18 protein-coding genes and 1 pseudogene are annotated in these 19564 nt (G+C 55.7%); 13 read left to right on the top strand and 6 right to left on the bottom strand.

The window, feature by feature from the left end; all coding sequences use genetic code 11:
- The first annotated feature begins 57 nt into the window (after window positions 1-57).
- From ACQZ5M_RS07775 to ACQZ5M_RS07765, 3 genes are all read left to right on the top strand, one after another.
- On the top strand, window positions 58-435 hold the full coding sequence (locus ACQZ5M_RS07775; protein WP_449079385.1) for a S24 family peptidase: 378 nt from the start codon (window positions 58-60) through the stop codon (window positions 433-435).
- Window positions 436-870: 435 nt separating this feature from the next.
- Entirely contained in the window at window positions 871-1506 is a 636-nt protein-coding gene (locus tag ACQZ5M_RS07770; protein ID WP_449079384.1) for a Cap15 family cyclic dinucleotide receptor domain-containing protein, read from the top strand.
- 115 nt (window positions 1507-1621) lie between these two features.
- On the top strand, window positions 1622-2635 hold the full coding sequence (locus ACQZ5M_RS07765; protein ID WP_449079383.1) for a hypothetical protein: 1014 nt from the start codon (window positions 1622-1624) through the stop codon (window positions 2633-2635).
- Window positions 2636-2709: 74 nt separating this feature from the next.
- On the opposite strand, the gene ACQZ5M_RS07760 is transcribed toward ACQZ5M_RS07765, so the two are convergent.
- A complete protein-coding gene (locus tag ACQZ5M_RS07760) occupies window positions 2710-3192 on the bottom strand; it encodes a hypothetical protein (protein WP_449079382.1) in 483 nt (160 codons plus the stop codon).
- A 151-nt stretch (window positions 3193-3343) separates the two neighbouring features.
- Here ACQZ5M_RS07760 and ACQZ5M_RS07755 point away from each other — a divergent pair, with 151 nt between their 5' ends.
- The gene (locus tag ACQZ5M_RS07755; RefSeq protein WP_449079381.1) at window positions 3344-3688 is read left to right on the top strand and encodes a hypothetical protein; all 345 of its coding nucleotides are present in this window, start codon (window positions 3344-3346) and stop codon (window positions 3686-3688) included.
- Here ACQZ5M_RS07755 and ACQZ5M_RS07750 read toward each other — a convergent pair.
- Window positions 3636-3962 carry a hypothetical protein gene (locus ACQZ5M_RS07750; protein WP_449079380.1) on the bottom strand — a complete coding sequence of 109 codons (327 nt, stop codon included), beginning with the start codon at window positions 3960-3962 and terminating at the stop codon, window positions 3636-3638. The two genes, ACQZ5M_RS07755 and ACQZ5M_RS07750, sit on opposite strands and share 53 nt — an antisense overlap.
- Window positions 3963-3982: 20 nt before the next feature.
- A complete protein-coding gene (locus ACQZ5M_RS07745; protein WP_449079379.1) occupies window positions 3983-5872 on the bottom strand; it encodes a DNA cytosine methyltransferase in 1890 nt (629 codons plus the stop codon).
- Window positions 5873-6223: 351 nt separating this feature from the next.
- Between ACQZ5M_RS07745 and ACQZ5M_RS07740 the strand changes: the two genes are divergently transcribed.
- The 9 genes from ACQZ5M_RS07740 (at window position 6224) to ACQZ5M_RS07700 (ending at window position 15977) form a co-directional block, all read left to right on the top strand.
- The gene (locus ACQZ5M_RS07740) at window positions 6224-7312 is read left to right on the top strand and encodes a trypsin-like peptidase domain-containing protein (RefSeq protein WP_449079378.1); all 1089 of its coding nucleotides are present in this window, start codon (window positions 6224-6226) and stop codon (window positions 7310-7312) included.
- Window positions 7313-8058: 746 nt separating this feature from the next.
- Entirely contained in the window at window positions 8059-8724 is a 666-nt protein-coding gene (locus tag ACQZ5M_RS07735; protein WP_449079377.1) for a GntR family transcriptional regulator, read from the top strand.
- Window positions 8725-8830: 106 nt separating this feature from the next.
- Window positions 8831-9424, top strand: a complete 594-nt coding sequence (locus tag ACQZ5M_RS07730; RefSeq protein ID WP_113261038.1) for a glycine-rich domain-containing protein — start codon at window positions 8831-8833, stop codon at window positions 9422-9424.
- Window positions 9425-9452: 28 nt separating this feature from the next.
- Window positions 9453-10043 carry a glycine-rich domain-containing protein gene (locus ACQZ5M_RS07725; RefSeq protein WP_449079376.1) on the top strand — a complete coding sequence of 197 codons (591 nt, stop codon included), beginning with the start codon at window positions 9453-9455 and terminating at the stop codon, window positions 10041-10043.
- Window positions 10044-10103: 60 nt separating this feature from the next.
- Window positions 10104-11426 (top strand): hypothetical protein, encoded by a 1323-nt coding sequence (locus ACQZ5M_RS07720; RefSeq protein WP_449079375.1) that lies wholly within the window; start codon window positions 10104-10106, stop codon window positions 11424-11426.
- Window positions 11398-13131 (top strand): ABC transporter ATP-binding protein, encoded by a 1734-nt coding sequence (locus ACQZ5M_RS07715; protein WP_448745488.1) that lies wholly within the window; start codon window positions 11398-11400, stop codon window positions 13129-13131. Before ACQZ5M_RS07720 ends, ACQZ5M_RS07715 begins: the two co-directional genes overlap by 29 nt.
- 496 nt (window positions 13132-13627) lie before the next feature.
- A complete protein-coding gene (locus tag ACQZ5M_RS07710; RefSeq protein WP_449079374.1) occupies window positions 13628-14089 on the top strand; it encodes a hypothetical protein in 462 nt (153 codons plus the stop codon).
- A 39-nt stretch (window positions 14090-14128) separates the two neighbouring features.
- Entirely contained in the window at window positions 14129-15586 is a 1458-nt protein-coding gene (locus ACQZ5M_RS07705; protein WP_449079373.1) for an AAA family ATPase, read from the top strand.
- Window positions 15522-15977, top strand: coding sequence for a hypothetical protein (locus ACQZ5M_RS07700; RefSeq protein ID WP_449079372.1), 456 nt, complete (start codon window positions 15522-15524; stop codon window positions 15975-15977). The genes ACQZ5M_RS07705 and ACQZ5M_RS07700 overlap by 65 nt, the downstream gene beginning before the upstream one ends.
- A 527-nt stretch (window positions 15978-16504) precedes the next feature.
- Here ACQZ5M_RS07700 and ACQZ5M_RS07695 read toward each other — a convergent pair.
- From ACQZ5M_RS07695 to ACQZ5M_RS07685, 3 genes and pseudogenes are all read right to left on the bottom strand, one after another.
- Window positions 16505-17347 (bottom strand): hypothetical protein, encoded by an 843-nt coding sequence (locus ACQZ5M_RS07695; protein ID WP_449079371.1) that lies wholly within the window; start codon window positions 17345-17347, stop codon window positions 16505-16507.
- Window positions 17341-19080: an AAA family ATPase gene (locus ACQZ5M_RS07690; RefSeq protein WP_449079370.1), complete on the bottom strand. Its 1740-nt coding sequence runs from the start codon at window positions 19078-19080 to the stop codon at window positions 17341-17343. The genes ACQZ5M_RS07695 and ACQZ5M_RS07690 overlap by 7 nt, the downstream gene beginning before the upstream one ends.
- Window positions 19081-19383: 303 nt before the next feature.
- Window positions 19384-19564 (bottom strand): annotated as a pseudogene (locus ACQZ5M_RS07685) (IS3 family transposase); the annotation flags it as partial.

The following is a 19564-nucleotide window of genomic DNA, read 5'->3' as shown; positions in this document are numbered from 1 at the left end:
GTCGGCGTTCATGAACTCGACCCATCCTATACGCCGGATGCGGAGGGCATTCCCGCCTTGAGCGTCCCGTATCTCGCTTGGGTCAGCGCCGGTGCCATGATCGGCGACGATATTGCCGATGAAGCGCTCGGCTACATCCGAGTGGCGGATGCACCGGCGTCTGGAGACTGGATAGCCTTGAAGGTCAGCGGCGAATCAATAGACAGGATCTCTCCACCGGACTCTATCATTTTTGTCGATCGCAGCGACCGCAACCTCGTTTCCAACGGCTTCTACGTCATCTCGGACGTGGAGGGCAACGCCACCTACAAGCGTTACCGCTCAGGCCCCATGCGCTTCGAGCCGGTCTCGTCTAACCCGAGACATGAAACAATCTTCCCAGACAACGACCCCATCGTCGTGGGTAGGGTCCGCTGCACGATCCTCAACATGTGAAGTTCAAACAGTCTTCATTCGCGAGTGCGGGAGAAGCAGTGTTCTTAACGCCACGATACCGAAAACACTCCGGTCCGAGTGGCGGCTCGAGACATGATTTTCGAGAACCCTCAGCGCACTGATGTGGGCGCTGTCCACCAAGAGAAAGCCAATCGAATGCACAAGTGGCGACGGGAGATCTCGGTATCACGTAGAACAATTCACTCGTCCTGCTTCGCGACAACACTCAAGTTGTACCGGTTTTCAGAAACTCCGCAGAGGTGGATTTCGGACGGCATCGGATTCGACCGAATTACAATTCGCTATTCTTGAAGCAGTAAACACAAATTAGCTGTGGATTAGATTAGTTTTTCGCCGAACTAATCTTTTTCAACTTTTACCTTCATAGATTGTAGTGCGTATTGTCGTGCCTTCTAATGAAGGCACGATGCAGATATGCTGGAACACGAGTATACACACCTAGGTGGTGTCAGCCGACTAAGTGTGGGGAGATGGCTCGCTATTGCTTCTGCCACCGTTTCCGGCGGTATCGTGTTCGCTCTACTTTGGGCCGTGGACTTAGCTCATAGTATGGGGCTGCCAGTGAATCTCCCTCCCAGCATACTGTCCTTGGTAGGAGCGGGCGTCGTCTTCATGGTTCTTGCTTGGCTACTGAACCGGCATGCTTGGCGGTGGCGGATCGTCCAGGCAGTACTTCAGGTTCCCGACCTCAGCGGTACGTGGACGTGCACTGGTCGAACGGTAGGGACCACTACGAACCCCGAATACGAGTGGAGCGGCACCGTCACCATCGTTCAATCGTGGGACAAAATTCGCATCAGATTGAAAACCGCCACCTCCGCCTCCAACAGCAAGAGTGCGGCACTCGTCAAGGACGAGGCGGACGGGTGGCGTGTCTTCTACAGCTATAGCAACGAACCAAGGATCGGAGAGACGGAGCTCAACGCGCATAGGGGTTTCGCCGAAATCGTATTCGACAAGGAACTGACGGCCGGCGAAGGCGAGTACTTCAATGGGCATGGCAGATACACATTTGGGACGATGAACCTGGAGAGGACACACCATGGCTAGAGACATCGACAAACGTTTGGAACAGCTTCGAACCCGTCGTTCCGGCATCGACAGACTTGGGATGGTCGCTCAAGACGACGCCGTCGAGGTTATGAGGAAAAGCTAACTGGAGGAAATGTGGCAGAAACGGGCAACGGACCAGCCCTATACGCGCTACTGCCTCGGCGCGATGCAGGAGGTCGATCAGGACTATACGAGGATCAGTATCGAGACCGCGGAGCGGGTAGGACAGCAACTCTTGGAAGGCCTAACGACGGCCGGTATTTCGGTGCAGTTTCGTCTTCAAGGCTCTGTCCCGTTGAACGTCCACATTCGCGGAGTGAGCGACGTCGATCTGCTAACTATCGATTCAAGCTTCCTGAGGTACGACACGGGTGGGCTGATGGCGAGGTCAGGCTCCTACTACCCTACGGACAGAACGTCGCTCGGCGTGCTGCAGACTCTCCGCGCTGAAGCCGAGAAGATCCTAAAGCTCAGGTATCCTGCGGCCACCGTCGATACGAGCGGAGGAAAGGCAATCGCGATTTCCAGCGGCTCCCTTCGTCGCCCCGTCGATGTGGTGCCTTCACATTGGTACGATACCGTGGATTACCAATCATCCAATCTCGAACGAGACAGAGGCGTCTACATCCTCGATAAGAAGGTGCTGACGGCGATCTCGAACTATCCATTCCTACACATCTATCGGATCGAACAACAAGATGCGGTTGCGGGCACTGGTCTGAAGAAGGCAATTCGTCTCTGCAAGAACGTAAAGAACGATGCGATCGAGGACGGGAAGACCATCAACTTTCCGAGCTTCGATGTTGCGAGCACGCTGTACCACTGCAATCTCGCCGGCCTGAAGGCAGGAGCATACTACGAGCTTGCAGTACTCGCTGAAACGCAGCGCTTTCTGGACGAGCTGTATCATAATTCCGAGAAGGCGAAGTCCCTCTGGGTTCCCGATGGATCGCGGCGCATCTTTGACACCGACCAAAAATACGAGGGCCTCCGAACCTTGTCGATCGAAATCGATGATCTCGCCAAAGAGGTGGCCAAGGAACAAAGCGTTCGTCTGAGGTACGGGAGCGACGTATCTCTCGATGACAGTCGTCGGGTTTTGATGGAATCCGTTGTCGGAAGCTAGAAGCTGGGACATGACCTTCCAGGAGGACGTGGGGCAGAAACCAGGCACGTCTGTGGCGGGCCTGGGAAGATCGTCTACTCGCAGTGCTTCGGCGCCTTCAGCGTCTTGACCATCCTATCAACAACCTGCCCGTACCGCTTCTGCTGCGCGGCCGGGTACTCCAGCGTGAAATTTCCCATGGCGTCGTTACACAGCGCGATCTGTCGCATGTAGATGATGCGGTCGCCTCTCGTACCAGAGAAGCTCGCCCATGACGCTCCTCGCTTCTCGTAGGTGAACTTCCAGCCTTCTTCGATCTCGAACTTCTTGCGGAGATCGCTCTCTTTGGAGAAGCCGCCTTCGGCCAAGTAGTTTCCCCAGACCGATAGCTTCGCCTGGCCGTCTGCGCTCTCGAGACCAACGCCGTCGCCATTCTCTGGAGTGAAAACAGTCTTGAAGTCGTCGGGAAGGTCGACGCTGTATCCGAAGCGGCCGTTGCCATAGGGATTGAAGTCGGCGGCCGTGGCCGACACAGCGGTTACCAGGACTATCAGGCTTGCAACGGATCGTCGGCGCATGCAGTTTCTCTTCCCAAGTAGGACATCTCCTTCGTATCACGACCGAAGCGATCGGCGCCACCTATCACCACGCAATGAGGGCTGATCGCTACGCCGGCTTGTGGCCGGCCTCCCGGCGTCCGATGATTTTGTGATCAGAAGGATAGAACAGATGTCTACCACCGATCCTTACACGCTACTGCTGAAACTTTACTCGGCGCGGAACGTCGGCGCGATAGAGCGTCTGCTAAAAGAGCGCGCTATGGAAATAATTATGCTGTCCGAAAGCGAAAGGACGGCGGTCGAGAAGATCGAAGCTGACTCTGCGATATGGCGAAAAATTGAGGACGAACACGGTCCGGGAGCTGTGCTGAACCTGTCTGATCCGCTCACGTTGACCGTCGCACGTCTGCGGGGGCATGTTCGACTGTTGTCTGACGAGCATTTCGATAACGCCGAACGCTTTACGGCGTCGTTCGGAACGCCAGAAGGCTATCGAGCTCGTCTTCAGTCATGAGGACTTCGATAACGTTGTCATGCTCATCTCGTTGCAAAATGCGAACGAACTGCGCTTCCTCAATCTGGAGTTGTGCCGTTCTTTCAGCCTCCATTTGCTGACAATAGCTAATAAACCTGGCGACGATTTCCTGCGCCGAACGAAGCTCATCAGCGTGCCGCCTCTCGTCTCCCGCGGCGATTTCGATCAGTTCCACGAGTTCGTCGTCGACCCCTTGATAGTGGCCACCAAGAGGTGTTCGAACCTCATGATACATCGTGCCATCCTCGTCCATGCGCGTGTCCACCCGGAAGTTCATGAAACTAAATCCTTTTCGAAGCTCGTCAGGTGATCGATATCGCCGATAGAAGGTGAGTCCAACCGGACCCGGCCTGATTGCCTAGCGCCCGTGCCCATCATCGCCTCCCACTCGATCTCCCACCCTTTCACGGCCGAAAGCATCGCCAGTCCCGTCGCCTGCGCGACAGCCGGGACGACAGCGTTGCCGATCTGGTCAGCCACTGATCCGAGCCCTCCGATGAAGCTCCAGTCATCAGGGAATCCCTGCAGTCTGGCACGCATTCGGTTCGTCAGGCCCGGCACGAATCCTTCCTGCGACCCTTCATCTTCAGTCGGTGCTGCTTTGGCAGGAGGCGCGTAGCGAAGCTTCCTTTGATTGGCTCGGATCGCCTCTCCATCGCGAGCGTTACCTTGGTAGCCACGGATTGTGTCTGCCCTATAGTTGCCATCCTTCATGGACTGAAGCCAGGCTTCCGCGCCGGACCATCCGTTTTCGCCCATAAGGTCGGCGAGGGCGTCCCCCACATTTACAGCGAGTTGCGGTAACTTCCTCGGCATCCGGAAGCTACCGGCTAAGTCTTTGCGCAGCCCCACAAACATGATCCGGGACCTGTTCTGAGCAACGCCGTAATCTCTCGCATTGATGCGGTGGATTTCCGCCGAGTATCCGGCCTTCGAAAACTCGCGCAGAAGGAAAGCAACGTAGTCTGCGTGGCGCGAGTGGAGAAAGCCTTCAACGGTTTCAAACATGAACGCCTGGGGCGCAATCTCGCGGACGGCGCGAACGCCTTCTCTCATCAGGTCATTCTCGTCGTGCTGTCCCTTCTTCTGGCCCACCGTGCTGAAGGGAGTACAAGGAAGGCCCCCGGTCAGTAGGTCTATCCTTTGGTCGCGGTATTGAGTGAAGTCCATCTTCCGGACGTCGGCCTCCACGACATTCCAGTGCGGCCGGTTCGCGCGCAGAGTAGCCGTAGCATTTCTGTTCTTTTCGATCAGGGCAACATGTTCGAAACCGGCGCGTTCCAAGCCCAACGCTAGCCCGCCGGCACCTGCACACAGTTCGATAGCGCGGGGACGATAGTGGCGCGGAGGGACTGTGGCTAGCGGTTTGCGAGTCAGCCCGCGTACTGCCGTTCGGCTCTGGCCCGATAGCGACGACAGTGCGCTCGTCTCCACCGGCCCGATTTCGGTGAGCTGCCCCGACGCGAAGTCTCCAAGCACTTTTCGGGCCATCGCGATGCGGAATGCTGGTGTCGCTGGTCTAATTGAAGCCAAATCATTCCTGGCGTCGCCGAAGAGGAGGTTACATTCGACGTTGAAAACTCCGGCCCGTTGACGGAGCTGTCGCTCTGCAACGGAAGACCTCTCGCCGCCAGTTCGAAAGTGCTTCCTCAGTTCTTCCACCAAGGAGGCTATACGTTCTTCGAAGGAGGCGGCATTCGCCTTCGCTTGTCGGCGTACAGCCGCCGCGACAGCCCTCTTGTTCGCCGCAGTCAACGCTTCGGCCGGCGTCAGCTTTGCGTTGGCTAACCGCCTCCTGATCAGGGCGACATCCCTTGTATCGACCCTTGCGCCGATCTCCATCCTTTCGAGGATTTCCTGACGCGTGTCCTGGTCGGAAGCGACCAGAGCTTTGACTACGGGGAACGACGCCCGCGCCTTGCGAAGGACATCCTCCGAGCCCTTCAAGGTCTTCGCGAATCCCATGTACGTCGAAAGCTCGGTGACTGGCAGATTGCATCGAGCCTTGAGAAAGGCTTTCGCTTCCGCGACAGGGACGATTTCCGTCAGCTTCTCTATCTCAACTGCCATCGCCAAGACACGGTCGGTCATCTGCCGCTGCAGGTCGGTTATCCGCTTGACCGCCAGTGAGAGCGCCTGCGCTTTTGGATCGATGTCTGCCAATGGGTTGTCCCTGTTTGAGACGTTCATACGACATCGAACCTTTCAACGCTGGTAATCGGATGGCTAAAATGCGAACGACCGCGGAGGCATCAGAAAGCTTTTTATCCTCGAAAATGAAAGAGCGCCCTGGCTGCTAAAAACTGATCTCGCACTCAACGCCGGACACCACTTTTTCGTTGCAGACATACTAATTTACAATCTAGTGTCGCCAAGGTTGGGGACTTTACAATGGCGAATTGGTCGAGAGCGCTCTGCGCATACATTCTCGCATGCGGAGTTGCGTCGAGTTCGTGGGGAGACGATCCGGTATCGTCTGGTACTGGGTTTGCGGTGACGGCTGACGGTTGGCTTATGACGAACGCTCACGTCGTTCACGGCTGCGAACGTGTGGAAGTTAAAGGGATGGGCGTCGCGGCCGACCCCAGGGTCGATGAGACGAACGATCTGGCGCTCATCCGGATCCCTTCGGGTGACGGCTTGACGCCCATTGTCTTCAGGAGGGCGCCCGTTCGCTTAGGGGAAGACATAGTCGCGATAGGCTATCCTCTCGCTGACATTCTCTCCGACAGCGTTAAGATCACCACCGGTAACGTGAACGCACTCGCTGGCCTTCGTAACGATACCCGCTACATTCAGATATCCACTCCCATCCAGCCAGGCAACTCAGGTGGCCCCGTGGTCGACCGCGAGGGTTTCCTACTGGGTATTACCACAGCGACTTTTTCAAAGAAGACTGCGGACGAGATTGGGATAACCGCTCAGAACATCAATTTTGCTATCCGAGCGTCAGTGGCCGACCTTTTCATGCAGTCGCAGTCGCTGACCGGCAGTAGCGGCGAGCGGGCTCCTGACGCGCAGCCCGTGGCGACTGCCGACCTGTCGGAAAAGATCACGCCTTCGGTCTTTCAAATTCTCTGCTACGGGAAACCTGAGGTGCAGGCCTCCACGAAGGTGGAGAGTGCGCCAGCTAGCCTGCCGACGCCCGCACATATTTCAACGGAGTTGGTCAATGCGAGGGGATATGATGCAATCGGCTTCGATTACCGGATGCTGAAGGACGTTTCGTACAGCGAATGTAACGCCACGTGCACGGACGATGATCAGTGCAGGGCGATCACCTACAACACGAAGCACCGCGCATGTTTCCTGAAGAACAATATCGTTGCGCTGATCCGCAACTCGGATGCGGTTGCCGCATATGCACCGTCGATGGCTGCCGGCGTGATCGTCTCCGATTTCACAAGTTATTCCGGCGTCGATCTACCTGGTGGCGACTACAAGCGTATCCGCAAGAGCAACTACCTCGAATGCTTCACCACCTGCATCAGCGAAAACCAATGCAAGGCCTTCTCCTATATCCCCAAGAAATCGGAATGCTGGCTCAAGAGCAGCATAGGCAAGCCGCGTGCAGCCAACGGAGTGGAGCTCGGCCTGAAGTGAGTGCTCAGTCTTCTGTCAGTCGCGTCTCCGCTGTCGCGATCCTTATTCTCGTTGGGCTGGGTACAGCGACGTCTCACTCCGCAAACACTCCGTGTAGTGGAAGCAAAGGAGGCATCGCCGGCTGTCGCGGAGAGACCTTTATCTGCAACGACGGCTCCGTAAGCGGAAGCAAGCGTTCGTGTTCCGCGTATATGGGTGGCGCCCTGGGGCTAATGGGGGGTGGGAATGAGAACATGTCTCGGGCGGAGGACGGCCAGTGCTCATGCCGGTCAGGTTCGTACTGCACCGGGCCTCGAGGAGGGCGCTATTGCACGACCGATAGCGGCGGGAAGAGCTATTTAAAGAAGTAGACGGGTCGAGTGCCGCGGCAGTCGGTTGTATCGATTGATGTGGTACGTTCATCCCCAATTCGGGCTTGCTTATGAAGCCGCGGCGTCGTCGTTTGTGAACGCTCGCGGGCTGTCAACGGTTGTTCGTGCGCCGCGAGCACTGGAGTTGACCTGTAATCGTACAAGTTTCCAGCAGAAGACAGGGTGGGTCACGCGCTGGATGACGAGATATGGGCGGAGATCAAACTCCCAGACGCCCATTTCGCCAAAACATATCGCTATAGTTTAGATAAAGGTAAAATAAACCCTTAAGGTTGAAAAATCTCCGACGCCGACGTAAGTTTCTTTGCGCCCTGAGCTCTTTTTGCGCAGCTACCGATGAAGTTATCGAAATCGTGAGGCACGAGGAGGGAGAGATTGGCTAGCACCGATCATCATGTGTATCTATCGATTAGAGAGCAGATCTTCGACGGCAGGCTTGCTCCAAATTCATTCATTCACGTTCAAAGCTTAGCTGAGCTCCACAAAGTGAGCGCCTTACCCGTTAGAGAAGCGCTTATCCGCTTGGCCGCCGAAGACCTCGTAGAATACACCAAATCCAGAGGCTTCATGACGTCGCTCATCAATCTAAGCACGCTCGCGGACAGCTATGAAATTGTCTATCAGTTGTTTCAGTCGAGCGTTAGATCAAATATTGCGTCCAAATCAGTAAAAAGCCGCATCGATTGCAGTCCTATCCAGCACGTTTTTGAAAATAGAGTGGTAACTGCCAAAGACGTTGAGGATGCTCTCGAATTGTTTGCATCTACACTTATGAGAGAGCATTTTTACAGTTGTTTTCTTCGGGAGTTGAGACGCACGCGCCCTTTTCGCTATCAAACTTTCAACCTTCGAAACGATATCGCAGAGACAATAAAATATTTCCGTTCGATGAAGGAGCTCGTACTTAAGCAGGATTATAGATCAATATACCGTATTACTAAGTCATTCTATGAATACAATTCTTCCAATTTGATGGATTTATATCAGGATTATGTTCAGCGCCAACGTAAGAACCAAGTATATAATGACTATATATCGTAAATATATTTGAAATATTTGATTAAAATTTGCTGTTACTGTCTTTTCTTGTTTAGTTTCGTGTGCCAGCCTCTGCTCGCACTGACTACCTAGCTAAGGAGGATTGAACATGACGCAGACACAAATCTTCGTTGACGGATCTCCTGACCTTTCTCAGGGCATCCCGTCTGTGGACAATGGTCATGAACCGATATTCAACGGTTACGCGCAGGAAATATCAGGTTACATCGATGATGCTCGACGCCGCGCGGAGATTGCCTCGCGTTTCACTCTCGAGCCTGTCCTGTCCCGGTACTGCCGGGAGGAAGGTCTTTCGCCGGACATTGCTCAGGCCCACCGGCGCGAGTTGCTACGGTTCCTGGCTCTCTGCGCGACGGCGACCAACCACGGTAAGTCGTACGGAATGACTGGCGCCGTGGATGAGTTATGGCATACCTTCGTCATTTTCACACGAGAGTACGCCGACTTCTGCGAAGCCGTCGCCGGAAGATTCCTTCACCATGTCCCTGAAGTTGAAGGGAGCATGTCGCCAAGCACCTTCAACCTCTATCTCTCTTTTCTCGAGGACTATGAGGCGGTCTTTGAAGAGCCGGCTCCGGCTGCATACTGGCCCAGGCCAGATGGCGATCCAGAGTCAAATCAATGCCGAGGGTGCAGCGCCTGTAGCGGGTGCGGAGGTGGCGGTTCTTGCACCGTCAACTAAACTCAAAACCATTTCAGGAGACAAGGATATGCTTCAGGATGTCATAAAGGGGCGTAAGCCCGTCGTAAAGGATAGGCAGGAAGTCCAACTTACGGAGGAGCCTCAGGCTGGTTCTTCGGGCTATTCATCTTACATCGCCGAGTTTGTTGTGGACGCCCGTCGCCGCGCCGGTATCGCGGAAGGGTTCACCTTGGAGCCAATTTTGGCGCGGTACTGCAAGGATGAAGGCCTCTCGATGGAGATCGCGAAGGATCACCGCCGCGAAATGCTGCGTTTTCTAGCTCTCTCCGCAACTGCCGTTCAACATGGTAAGTTCTATGGAATGACGGGCGCCGTGGACGAATTGTGGCACACCTTCGTCATATTCACACGCGACTACGCGGCATTTTGTGATGCGGTCGCTGGAAGGTTTCTGCACCATGTGCCGGAAAGCGATGGTCAGATGTCTGAAAATACCTTCGAGCACTATCTCGCTTTCCTCGATGACTACGAGGCGGTGTTCAATGAGCCGGCGCCAGCAGCTTATTGGCCGCGGCCAGGTGGCAACTCTGAAGTAGAGTCATGCCGTGGATGCGGCGGCTGCAATGGCTGCACCGGGCAGGCATGCACCGTCCATTAAACTTCATTTTCTGTGAATCACTTCGGGGATATTCCCCGAAGTGATTCAAAGGAGGTCTACATGCGTGTGCTTCTTTTGGGAAAAATTCCGCCAATTCAAGGGGGTGTCTCCCGCAGTACTTGGTTGGCTGCCTGTGATTTTTTGGATGCAGGGCATTCGATCGAGGTCATCTCCAACGCCGACGCGATGGACTATGGCTTCCGGCAAATGACCACCGCCTCAGATAAAGAGCTCGAAGTGTTTCGAAAGCGCGGTGGCGTGATCCACAACTTGGAAAGCGTTCCACCTCACTCGTACATACCGTGGTCGTCGCCGTTCCTTAGTCAGATGTTGGGAGCAGGTATTGCTTCCATCCGGCGAGCTGCTCCGGATGTTATCGTCGGCTGGTACTTGGAGCCATATGGCGTGGCAGCATCTATCCTGGGGAAGATGTTCAATGTTCCAGTAATCCTTCGACATGCCGGCAGCGACATCGGTCGTCTGCGCAATGTCGCCGATCTCGGCAACGCGTACGACGCTTTCTTGTCAGAGGCTGCCGCCGTGATCACAGGCAAGAGCGCTCAGACAGACGAGATACTGAGAGAGGCAGGAGTAAAACCTCACGCCATGTTCAAAGTTAAGGGCAGAGCGCTTCACAGGTCATTTTTTGAAGAATCTGATGATTTCGATCTACACGAACTTGCCGACAGATCGGAGGAGTGGTTCTCCCACTATGGGTTTGATGAAGATCTGTATCGAAAGCTGATTGAATGGAACCGCGCGGCTCTTGATAATGATGAACCGGCAATTGGTACGTACGGCAAAATCGCCGAGGTCAAAGGTACCTACAACATTATTGACGCGATAGACTCTCTCGCCGGCAGGGGCGTGAAAGTTTCCTACAGGGCTTTGTGGAGCGCAACACCTAAGCGTTTCGCTCATGCTTTCAGGTATCTGTCTGCAAAGAAAAACCTGCGCGGGAGGTCAATGATCTTGCCGCCCTTGGCTCCTTGGCGTGTTCCGGCATTCATTAAGTCATGCCAGGGTGTGGCGTTCTTGGAAAATCGTTTTCCGATATCCTTCCATACGCCACAAGTACCGAGGGAGGTAATCGCATGTGCATCGCCATTGATCTTGAGCGGCGAGATCTACGAGAAAGTCTATTTCGGAAGCCAACTTGTGGACCGGATAAACGTGCTCAAGGTCGAAGATCCTCAGGAGCCAGCACAACTGGAAGCAGCGATTGCGGAACTGCTAGCAAGTCCCGAACTACGAAAGTGCCTGATCCATCACGCTCGGGCCCTCTCGCGTATCCTTGAAGCAAGGACGCCGGTAGCAGATCCTATAGTCGAGATCGCCGAAGGACTTTTGCAAAATGACGATCGCACAAAGGCCGTCGCTTAGTCCGACGGAGCAAGAAAAACCACAAGAGCGCGTCGATCGCGGGAGAGCCGCCAAGGCTCTCTTGCGATCCATTGTGGAGCTCCAGCGCGGTCGCAAAATCATCGGCCGGCTGCTCCTTAGCGTGATACTTTCTTTCATCGCCAGCGTCTTGATGGCGACGTCACCGATACTGTTCTCAAAGGCTGTCGATGCGTTCTCGTTAGACCGGAACATGTCGATGGGAGCATTGACGCTCGTCACACTCTCCGTCGTTGCTCTCGGCGTATCGAAATTCATGACTGAGCAGCGATGGCTAGTCTATCAGCCGGCAGAGAACCAAATTCTGAATTCAGTTCGAGAAACCTATCTGCGGCATTTGCTGAACCTTCCAGTGGCCTATCACCTCAACCGTTCTATGGGACGCCTAGACTCGATCGTCGGACAAGGTATTGGGGGAATACAGACGCTCAGTGGCATGCTGTTTACGCAGCTTTCTCCGCTGGTGTTTGAGATTGCAATAACGACAGTGGCGGTTTTCACATTCGTCGATAGTGATATATCCCTGATCATTGCTACCACGATCGTCTTTTACATAGCGACGCTCGTTGTTGGCGCGGAATGGGCTAGCAGACGACTGAAGACTGCGCTTAACGCGACGATCGATGCTCAAGGGGTGGCAGGAGACGCAATCCTAAATGCCGAGGGCATCAAGACACTTGTGATCGAGGGCGAGATCATTAGATCGTACCGACAGCGTTTGGACGATGCTCACGTTCGGTTCAAAAGCTTCTACTTCAGTCGTGGCGCCCTTGGCCTCACATTGACAGCCACTCTGATAGTAGGATTTGCTGCCGCCCTCTTTCTTTCCGCAACCAGAACCATGACTGGACAGCTATCCGTCGGTGCTCTCGTCCTGACTAACGCCTATGTCTTGCAGCTCATAAGGACCATGGAAGGGTTCAGCTTCTCATATCGTGACACCAGACAGTCATTCGAAGCTGTGAAGCGGTTTCTCGACGTCTTCGCAGAAGAGAAAGATGAGGACCAGCATTCGCTTGCGTCGATTGACTGGCTGTCGGAGATTGATGTGAGAGGCGTCAGCTATCGATATGCGGACGGACGATGGGCGCTTCGCGACGCGAGCCTGCTTATCAGCAAAGGAAAAATTACTGCGTTGCTGGGTAAATCTGGCAGCGGAAAATCGACCCTCGTGCGTCTCCTCCTCAAGTCGCTGCCTGTTAACGAAGGAAAAATCTTCGCTAACGGAGTCGATATTGAGCAAGTAAATGGTGTCGAACTCCGCCGCAAGATTGCAGTAGTACCGCAAGACTCGGTCATGTTCCGCGAAAGTTTGGGGTTCAATATCAGTTTGACCGCCAGCCCGGATCATCAAAAGCTTCAAGACGCCGCTAGCGCAGCAGAAATTTCTGAGCTTATTGCAAGTCTACCTGATGGCTTTGATACGGAGATAGGAGAGAGGGGACTAAAGCTGTCTGGAGGTGAGCGTCAACGGGTAGCCATCGCAAGAGCAATCTACAGAGACGCCAACATTCTGGTTTTCGACGAAGCAACTTCCGCACTGGATGAGGCAACTAAGAACGAGATTTTGAATCTGATCCGTTCGTTATCGTCGGAACGAGGAATTCTTCTGATCACGCACGACCAAACTGCGGCGGCGATCGCCGACACGATAGTTACGTTGGGTCAACCAGTGTCCGGCTCCTAGGGCGTACCTGTCTCCCTCGCCGGTCGCGATCTTCCAACAACTGTGGTCAAACATGCGCTCATCCCTCAGCCGTTTCTCGAGACTTCCGAGCGCCGCCGGAGGTTCCCCGTCTTGGCCTCACTTTCGTGTACTCAGAAGATTGATTCCCACCTCCTGAGACTAATGGCGTAAGTAGGTTCACTAGAACTGCATGAAACAAAAAATGAGGGTGGGCTTGACTTTTCCATTTTTGTTCTCATTATGTTCCGTCATGATCAAGGCGCTGAACATATCTCGAATAGGTTGAACGGGCAGGCCGCTCCGCAGCGGCGCAGGCAACGTTTATCTATCGAGGGTGTTCATGATGAGTCATCCGCATTTTTCGACCTCTCCGGCGTTAGACGCCGCTTTCGGTGAAGCTTCAGCTAAACTTTTTTACCCCAAGGGCACGGTCCGGTGCTCCGGCGAACCCCTGTTCCGATCGCGAGCAGCGAGGGAGCTCGGCTGCATTCTCGACGTGGATCATACTGTTGTAGCGTGGCTTTGCCTGCCATTGCAGTTCGAAACCAACCTCGGCCCCCACGTGCCGGACTTCCTGGTCGAATACGAGCATGGGAAACCCTGGCTGCTAGATGCCGTAGAAGATGAAGAGCGTCCCGAGATCAAAGAAGGCGCGGCGGTCGCCGGGTTCAATTACCGAGGCGTCCCGCGAAAGGAGATCGAAGCGGGTTTCCGGCTTGCCAACGCACGGGATCTTCTGAGGTACGCCCATTCCCGGACGCCGCTGAACGATCGGATCAGAATGCTGTCTGCTCTGGACGAGGCAGGTTCACTGACCATCGTTGAGTGCCTGCATATCTTTACGGAAGTGAAGCCGATGACTGGCATCTCGTGGATGTTCCTCCATCAATTGATCTCGCTTGATCTCGATGAAGAGATGATCAACCCCGAGACGGTCATCCGTCGTTTCCAGCGCTAGGACCTTGAGATGACCAATAGACCGCAAGCTCGCCGCCGGGTGACGCTTGAGCGCCTGACCTATGCGCTCACCCTGAAATCTGCAGCCCGTCTCGGCGGGGCCTTCAAGAAGAATCCGACAGAACGGCAGATCGTGATTGTCCTCCGAATTCCCCTCGGAACGGATCTCGACGAATACGTTGCCGGAGCGAGCATTCTGACCGCCGAAGCTATCGGCCTTGCCGGATATGAAATCGCGTCGCCCAAGCTTGGAAGTAGGGGCGGTATCGATAGTGAGCTTATCCGCAGTCAATTGAAATCGAGGCATTCCATCCTCGTGATCTGGCCCTCGGAATACGAACTGCCAAGAGAAATCAACCTGGCGGCTGATCGTGTTGTAGACGTCGGCGTCGTCCGCGCATTCCATCTGGTTGCGGCAGCGAAGGAGTTCGCCGGCCAGAATATCGACGTGGAGGATGCAAGAAGGATGCTGGAGCATCCTCCTTCGGAAGTCTTCGCTGCCTTCAGGGCGGGAAGGCCAGCGGCGGAAGTTCTGGCGCGACTTGCTTCGGTCAGGAAAGAGCCAGAGCGACCGGTTCTTGAAGCCTCGCCGTACCTTGATGAACTCGTAGGCTACGGCGAGGCGAAGACGTGGGGCTTGGCCCTTGCTAGGGATATTGAGTTGTGGAGAGAGGGCACGATCGACTGGGCAGACGTCGACCGTGGACTTCTTCTAAGCGGGCCGCCTGGAACAGGAAAAACAATGTTCGCCGGTGCTCTTGCGCGCTCTTGCGACGCCCGGTTGGTCGCGACTTCCGTTGCTAGATGGCAGTCCGCAGGGCACCTCGACGATACTCTCAAGGCCATGCGCAAAAGCTTCGATGAAGCGAGAGCGAACAGGCCCAGTATCCTCTTAATCGACGAATTCGACGGCATCGCCGATAGGAGTCGGGTTGTTGGAACAGAACATGAGACTTATTGGACCCAGGTGATCAACTTTCTGCTCGAGTTGATCGATGGCCACGACAGGCTTCAAGGCGTAGTCGTCATTGGTGCCACCAACTATCCGAGAGGGATTGACCCGGCACTCCTGCGGCCCGGTAGGCTCGACAGGCACATCCAGATTGCCCTCCCGGACATTAAGGAGCGCAAGCATTTGGCGAGGAAATACTTCGGAGCCCATCTGTCCGACGCGGACTTGAATACGATCTCCGCGGCGACCGCCGGGTTGACCGGTGCGCACTTCCAGACAGCCGGCAGAGACGCAAGGCGTCTTGCCCGTCCGGGAGGAAGGCCCGTCTCTCTAGCCGATGTGATGTCGGCCTTGCCACCTACGAGAAAGATCAGCGGGGCCGAGCGGAGGACGATCGCGATTCACGAAGCTGGACACGCGGTCGTGGGCGCTCGTCTAGGCGTCGGACTTTTGGGTAAGGTTGCCGTTCCTTGGGAGGTGCATGCCGGACAACCAATGGGGGTTCGCACATTTCGAGGTGGAGGAAGACCAGCTTCTGGAGCGTAAAAGCTGTCTTGATCACATCGCCTTGCTGCTCGCGGGCAGGGCCGCGGAAGAGGTCGTAATCGGCAGCGCGTTCGATGGTGCGGGCGATGCCGAGGGTTGCGACCTGCACAAGGCGAGCGATCTTGCGACAAGGATGGAAGTCCAGCTCGGGATGGGGGAAGGTCTTGGCTATTTCAATTTGACATCCGTCGAGCAGCGCGATCGCTTCCGGCGGAGCAATCCTGGCGTCGCCGCCCGCGTCGAGCGTGTCCTTGGTCGAGAGATGGAGCGCAGCAGGGAAATCGTGACGCATTTCCAGAGCGCCATCGAAAGGATTGCAGACATCCTAGTGGAAAAGGCCACTATTGAAGGAGAAGAGGTCAGGGCGATTATTCGGGACAGTCCAAAATGACACAAGGAAACCTGACGCCCGCGGTTGACTGAAGCCGTGTGGTGCGCGCTGTCGAGAAAAGCGGGACTGTGGATAGGGGAGAAAGAGTAATACAGACAATTCTCTAAGTCGCTGGAAATCCTTTGCTGAGCAAACAGGGCGCGGGCTGCCTTTTCACCCTGACGATGTCTGCGTGTTTAAATTACAATGGAGGGGGGATTGCTGCCGAAAGCCGCGGGGAGATTAGAACTGTACGTGTATCATCCTGAACATGCTCTAGGTTGTTAGCTGCACTTTTGTCGGAGTTGATCGAAGGATTTGATGGCAAGTCGAGACTTTTATTGGCGATACGCGCAACCCGGCAACTTCTGGCCTCAAGCCGACATTGGTGACAGATTACTGTCAGGCGGCTACGCGCCCTCATTGCGGTCGTTCCCACATTCTCCAAGGATACTTAAGAGCGAACATGAGCGAACGATCGAGCGCGTCGCTGATCCGCTCCAGCAGCAGGCAAGGGCCATCGACGCCGAGGCGAAAGTGCACTCGTCCTAAACGTTGTCCGGGAGATTGCCGTCAAAGATGTAATCCATGAGTTCCTCGTCCGCTTCGACGGCGACGTAAAAGATGTGGGGCCAGAGATTGACCGCCTTGAGCCTGTGTAGACGCTTGAAGGCAGAGACGTTCTCGCGGATGTCTAGCCCGTGATCCCTTGCTTCCTTTGCCAGTTTGAGGAGTCTCAAGTACTCGTCGCGGAAGAAGGAGCCGTACCGGCGGTCCAATTCCAACCCATCCATGTGGCGTTTCACCAGGGCCGCAAATTGGTCGGGCAGGTCCTGATGGGGACGGAGCTGGAACTGTGTCGGCGACTCGAAAGGTCGGCCGATGACCAATTGGATGATTTGCTCGACGGGGAATTCATCAAAGTAGGGATGCAGGAAGATCCTGTTTCCAGTACCATCAAGGAAATCATTGTCCTTGGCCTGCTGGCAGATGTCGCACATCGGCGTCAGGTTGTTCGGTACGATGGCGAAGTGTGGGAAACGTTCCTTGGGCAGATAATGGTCGAGTGTGTTCGGCGTTCCTTCCTCTCCGCAGGATGGGCAGAATTGCAGTCTGCGGTTGCGTAGTTCTATGAGGACCGGAAGCTGCGACGAATCGGGGCGAGGATATTTGTATAGAGTGAGGAAACGCGTTCGGTGCGCCGCGATCGCGGGCCAGTCGGGAATTGTTTCGGGATTGCCGCGCTCCAGAGAATATTGCTCAACCCTTTGGCGCCATTCGGCTCCCAGCCCGGCGAAATAGGCAGCGTTGGGCCCCCCTGCACGTTCAGCGACGACCAGATCCACCAGTGCCGCACCATCCACGCCAGGAAGTGGGAGTCGCGTCACCATTGGCCACGCTCCATGGCATTCAACTGGATGATCATCTCCTCGTTCAACTCGCCCTCCAGCGCTTCGATGACCGCGTCCGCGGTCTCGTACTGATGGAGCAGTTTCTCCAGCCATTCGTCATGAGGCTTGGAAACCGACCGATCGCCAAACACATAGCTCGAGATTCGCTGGACGTCGCCACCGAAGGTCTCGAATGGCGGCGTCGTGATCGTCAGGCCACCATCGGTGCGCTCGAGCACGTGGACGCACCGGCTCGGAACTTCTCTGACCGTCACCACCGAGTGCGTGGCGAGCAGGGCTTTTGAACCATAGGTCCTCAAAATGTCCTTGAGCATGGAGACGAACTGAATCTCGAGCGTTGGATGCAGGAACAGTTCCGGTTCGTCGACGATCACCAGACTGTTGCGCCGGATGACGCCAAGCACGTTCACGACGATGTAGAAGAACGAGCGCTGACCGGAGCTGAGCTTGAGCGGCACGCCGTCCTTGAAGAACGTAACACCGTCCTCAAGATCAACGCGTCTAAGCAGGAGGTCGGTGTCGATCGTGGCATTGCCCGATTCAATCGGGACGTACACGTCGGGTTGGTCATCGTCGCCTTCCGCCCACTCAATCGCTTGGAATTCCCCGAATGGATCTTCCGGGACGATCTCTTCGATGTCGGTACCCGCCTGCAGCTTCACCGCCGCGACATCAAAAGCGATGCCCGACCCGAGGACACGCTGCAGCGTGGTCAGCTTGTTGGCCCAAGCCTTTATCGTGCCGAACCGGCGGTCGTCCGCCAGGCATTGGATTAAGGAGCGGCAGGCGTTGGCCTTGGGCACGGCCAGCGAGTTGCGAATGCTGGACTGCCGGCCCGTCTTCTGGGAAGGCAAACGACCCCGGAAGCCGAAGAAGCGATAGATGTCCTTGTCCTTGAGTGGTTTGGACAGGCTCGGCTCGTCATCGGCATCGACGGGAAACCGTTCGAAAGGGCTGTAGGATACCGCAACCAACTGGCTGAGATTCGGCCTCGTGTCGAATCTGGCACCTTCCAAGTCAGGGTGCCCCTCATAGGGTTGGATCCATGCGCGGATCATTTGCCGGAGCAACGAGGACTTGCCGACGCCATTCGGACCGATGATCACGTTGATGTCGTGCGGAAGGGGCGACCTGGGCGAGAAATTTAGGCGGAGTGTGGATAAGTCGTGGTCGACGTCCAGGAAGTCAAACGAAAGGTCTGCAACTTCTAAGGCCTCGCCTCCCAGAATTTTGTAGCCTTCTGCGAAGCTCCTCTTCGCGGCACGCTCCCGAAGCAAGGAGGTGCGAAACCCGTCCGTGTCGATGAGCGCCAGTGCCTCGGGATCTTGAGCAACATGCGCCAGATGACTTGCATCTCTTAAGGCTATCGCCACCGCCATGGCAGTGGCGGCGGGCAGCAGATCCATAAGTTGCTCGTAGAAGGTAACGTCCTCCGGCACCGACACGTAATTCGCCTCCGAAACCGGAAACTCCCTGTCCCATCCATCGTCCCGCAGGCCGGTCAAGAACGGGTGCGACGCGCTCTGGCCATCGAAAAGAATGCGTACTGCGCCGAGCTCGATGTCCTCGCCGTTTATCCTGCAAATAGTGGGGAAACGGGTCTTGTACCCGAAGTCGTCCCAACGATCATAGCTCAGGATCAACACGTCGCCGTCCTGCGCTAACGCGCGGTACCGCATTTCGGTGTTCGTGCCGACATAGATGATCTTCATGGTGCCCCCCTTGACACCCATTACGATGGAAGGGTCGATGGAGCAAGTGTTCCCAAGAATGGATCTCGGCCCCAGAGAATCGGGCCTACGGGTCGCGGCATTGGCGACTGCGATCCATCGGCGCGAGTTTGACGTTGCACTTGCGACTCAAGATTGGCCGTCGGCACGCCTGCGCAGAGAATATCCGCTTTCGATAGGCAGTCGCCAAAGAGCCGCCAGTCCGGTCTCTGCTCCCGCCCCGCCGGTTGTCAGAATAGTCGGAGGCAGGTAGTTGGCTTAGCGCCCTGACGTTGCCCCCGAGTTTTATCCAGTTTTGAGTTCGCTCCAGCGGTTTTGGGTTGCTGTATTCGGGGCGGTAGCGGCGGGTTGCGGTGCGGAGCCATTCCGGCTGCGCAGCACCGCATCACGTCGCGGGTTGATGGTCTGAGCGAACTCGGCAGGCGTCATCCAGCCTAGTCCAGAGTGTGGTCGATGATCGTTGTAA

It is taken from the genome of Rhizobium sp. 22-785-1 (genome assembly GCF_053521965.1).
This window is presented reverse-complemented; position numbering and strand designations above follow the sequence as displayed.

What these genes read in the sequence shown, in the direction of transcription:
- ACQZ5M_RS07715 (WP_448745488.1), top strand. Translation starts at nt 11,398, where the DNA reads ATGACGATCGCACAAAGGCCGTCGCTTAGTCCGACGGAGCAAGAAAAA.
- ACQZ5M_RS07725 (WP_449079376.1), top strand. Translation starts at nt 9,453, where the DNA reads ATGCTTCAGGATGTCATAAAGGGGCGTAAGCCCGTCGTAAAGGATAGG.
- ACQZ5M_RS07700 (WP_449079372.1), top strand. Translation starts at nt 15,522, where the DNA reads ATGCCGGACAACCAATGGGGGTTCGCACATTTCGAGGTGGAGGAAGAC.
- ACQZ5M_RS07755 (WP_449079381.1), top strand. Translation starts at nt 3,344, where the DNA reads ATGTCTACCACCGATCCTTACACGCTACTGCTGAAACTTTACTCGGCG.
- ACQZ5M_RS07720 (WP_449079375.1), top strand. Translation starts at nt 10,104, where the DNA reads ATGCGTGTGCTTCTTTTGGGAAAAATTCCGCCAATTCAAGGGGGTGTC.
- ACQZ5M_RS07740 (WP_449079378.1), top strand. Translation starts at nt 6,224, where the DNA reads ATGACGAACGCTCACGTCGTTCACGGCTGCGAACGTGTGGAAGTTAAA.
- ACQZ5M_RS07695 (WP_449079371.1), bottom strand. Translation starts at nt 17,347, where the DNA reads ATGGTGACGCGACTCCCACTTCCTGGCGTGGATGGTGCGGCACTGGTG.
- ACQZ5M_RS07690 (WP_449079370.1), bottom strand. Translation starts at nt 19,080, where the DNA reads ATGAAGATCATCTATGTCGGCACGAACACCGAAATGCGGTACCGCGCG.
- ACQZ5M_RS07730 (WP_113261038.1), top strand. Translation starts at nt 8,831, where the DNA reads ATGACGCAGACACAAATCTTCGTTGACGGATCTCCTGACCTTTCTCAG.
- ACQZ5M_RS07765 (WP_449079383.1), top strand. Translation starts at nt 1,622, where the DNA reads ATGTGGCAGAAACGGGCAACGGACCAGCCCTATACGCGCTACTGCCTC.
- ACQZ5M_RS07760 (WP_449079382.1), bottom strand. Translation starts at nt 3,192, where the DNA reads ATGCGCCGACGATCCGTTGCAAGCCTGATAGTCCTGGTAACCGCTGTG.
- ACQZ5M_RS07750 (WP_449079380.1), bottom strand. Translation starts at nt 3,962, where the DNA reads ATGGACGAGGATGGCACGATGTATCATGAGGTTCGAACACCTCTTGGT.
- ACQZ5M_RS07770 (WP_449079384.1), top strand. Translation starts at nt 871, where the DNA reads ATGCTGGAACACGAGTATACACACCTAGGTGGTGTCAGCCGACTAAGT.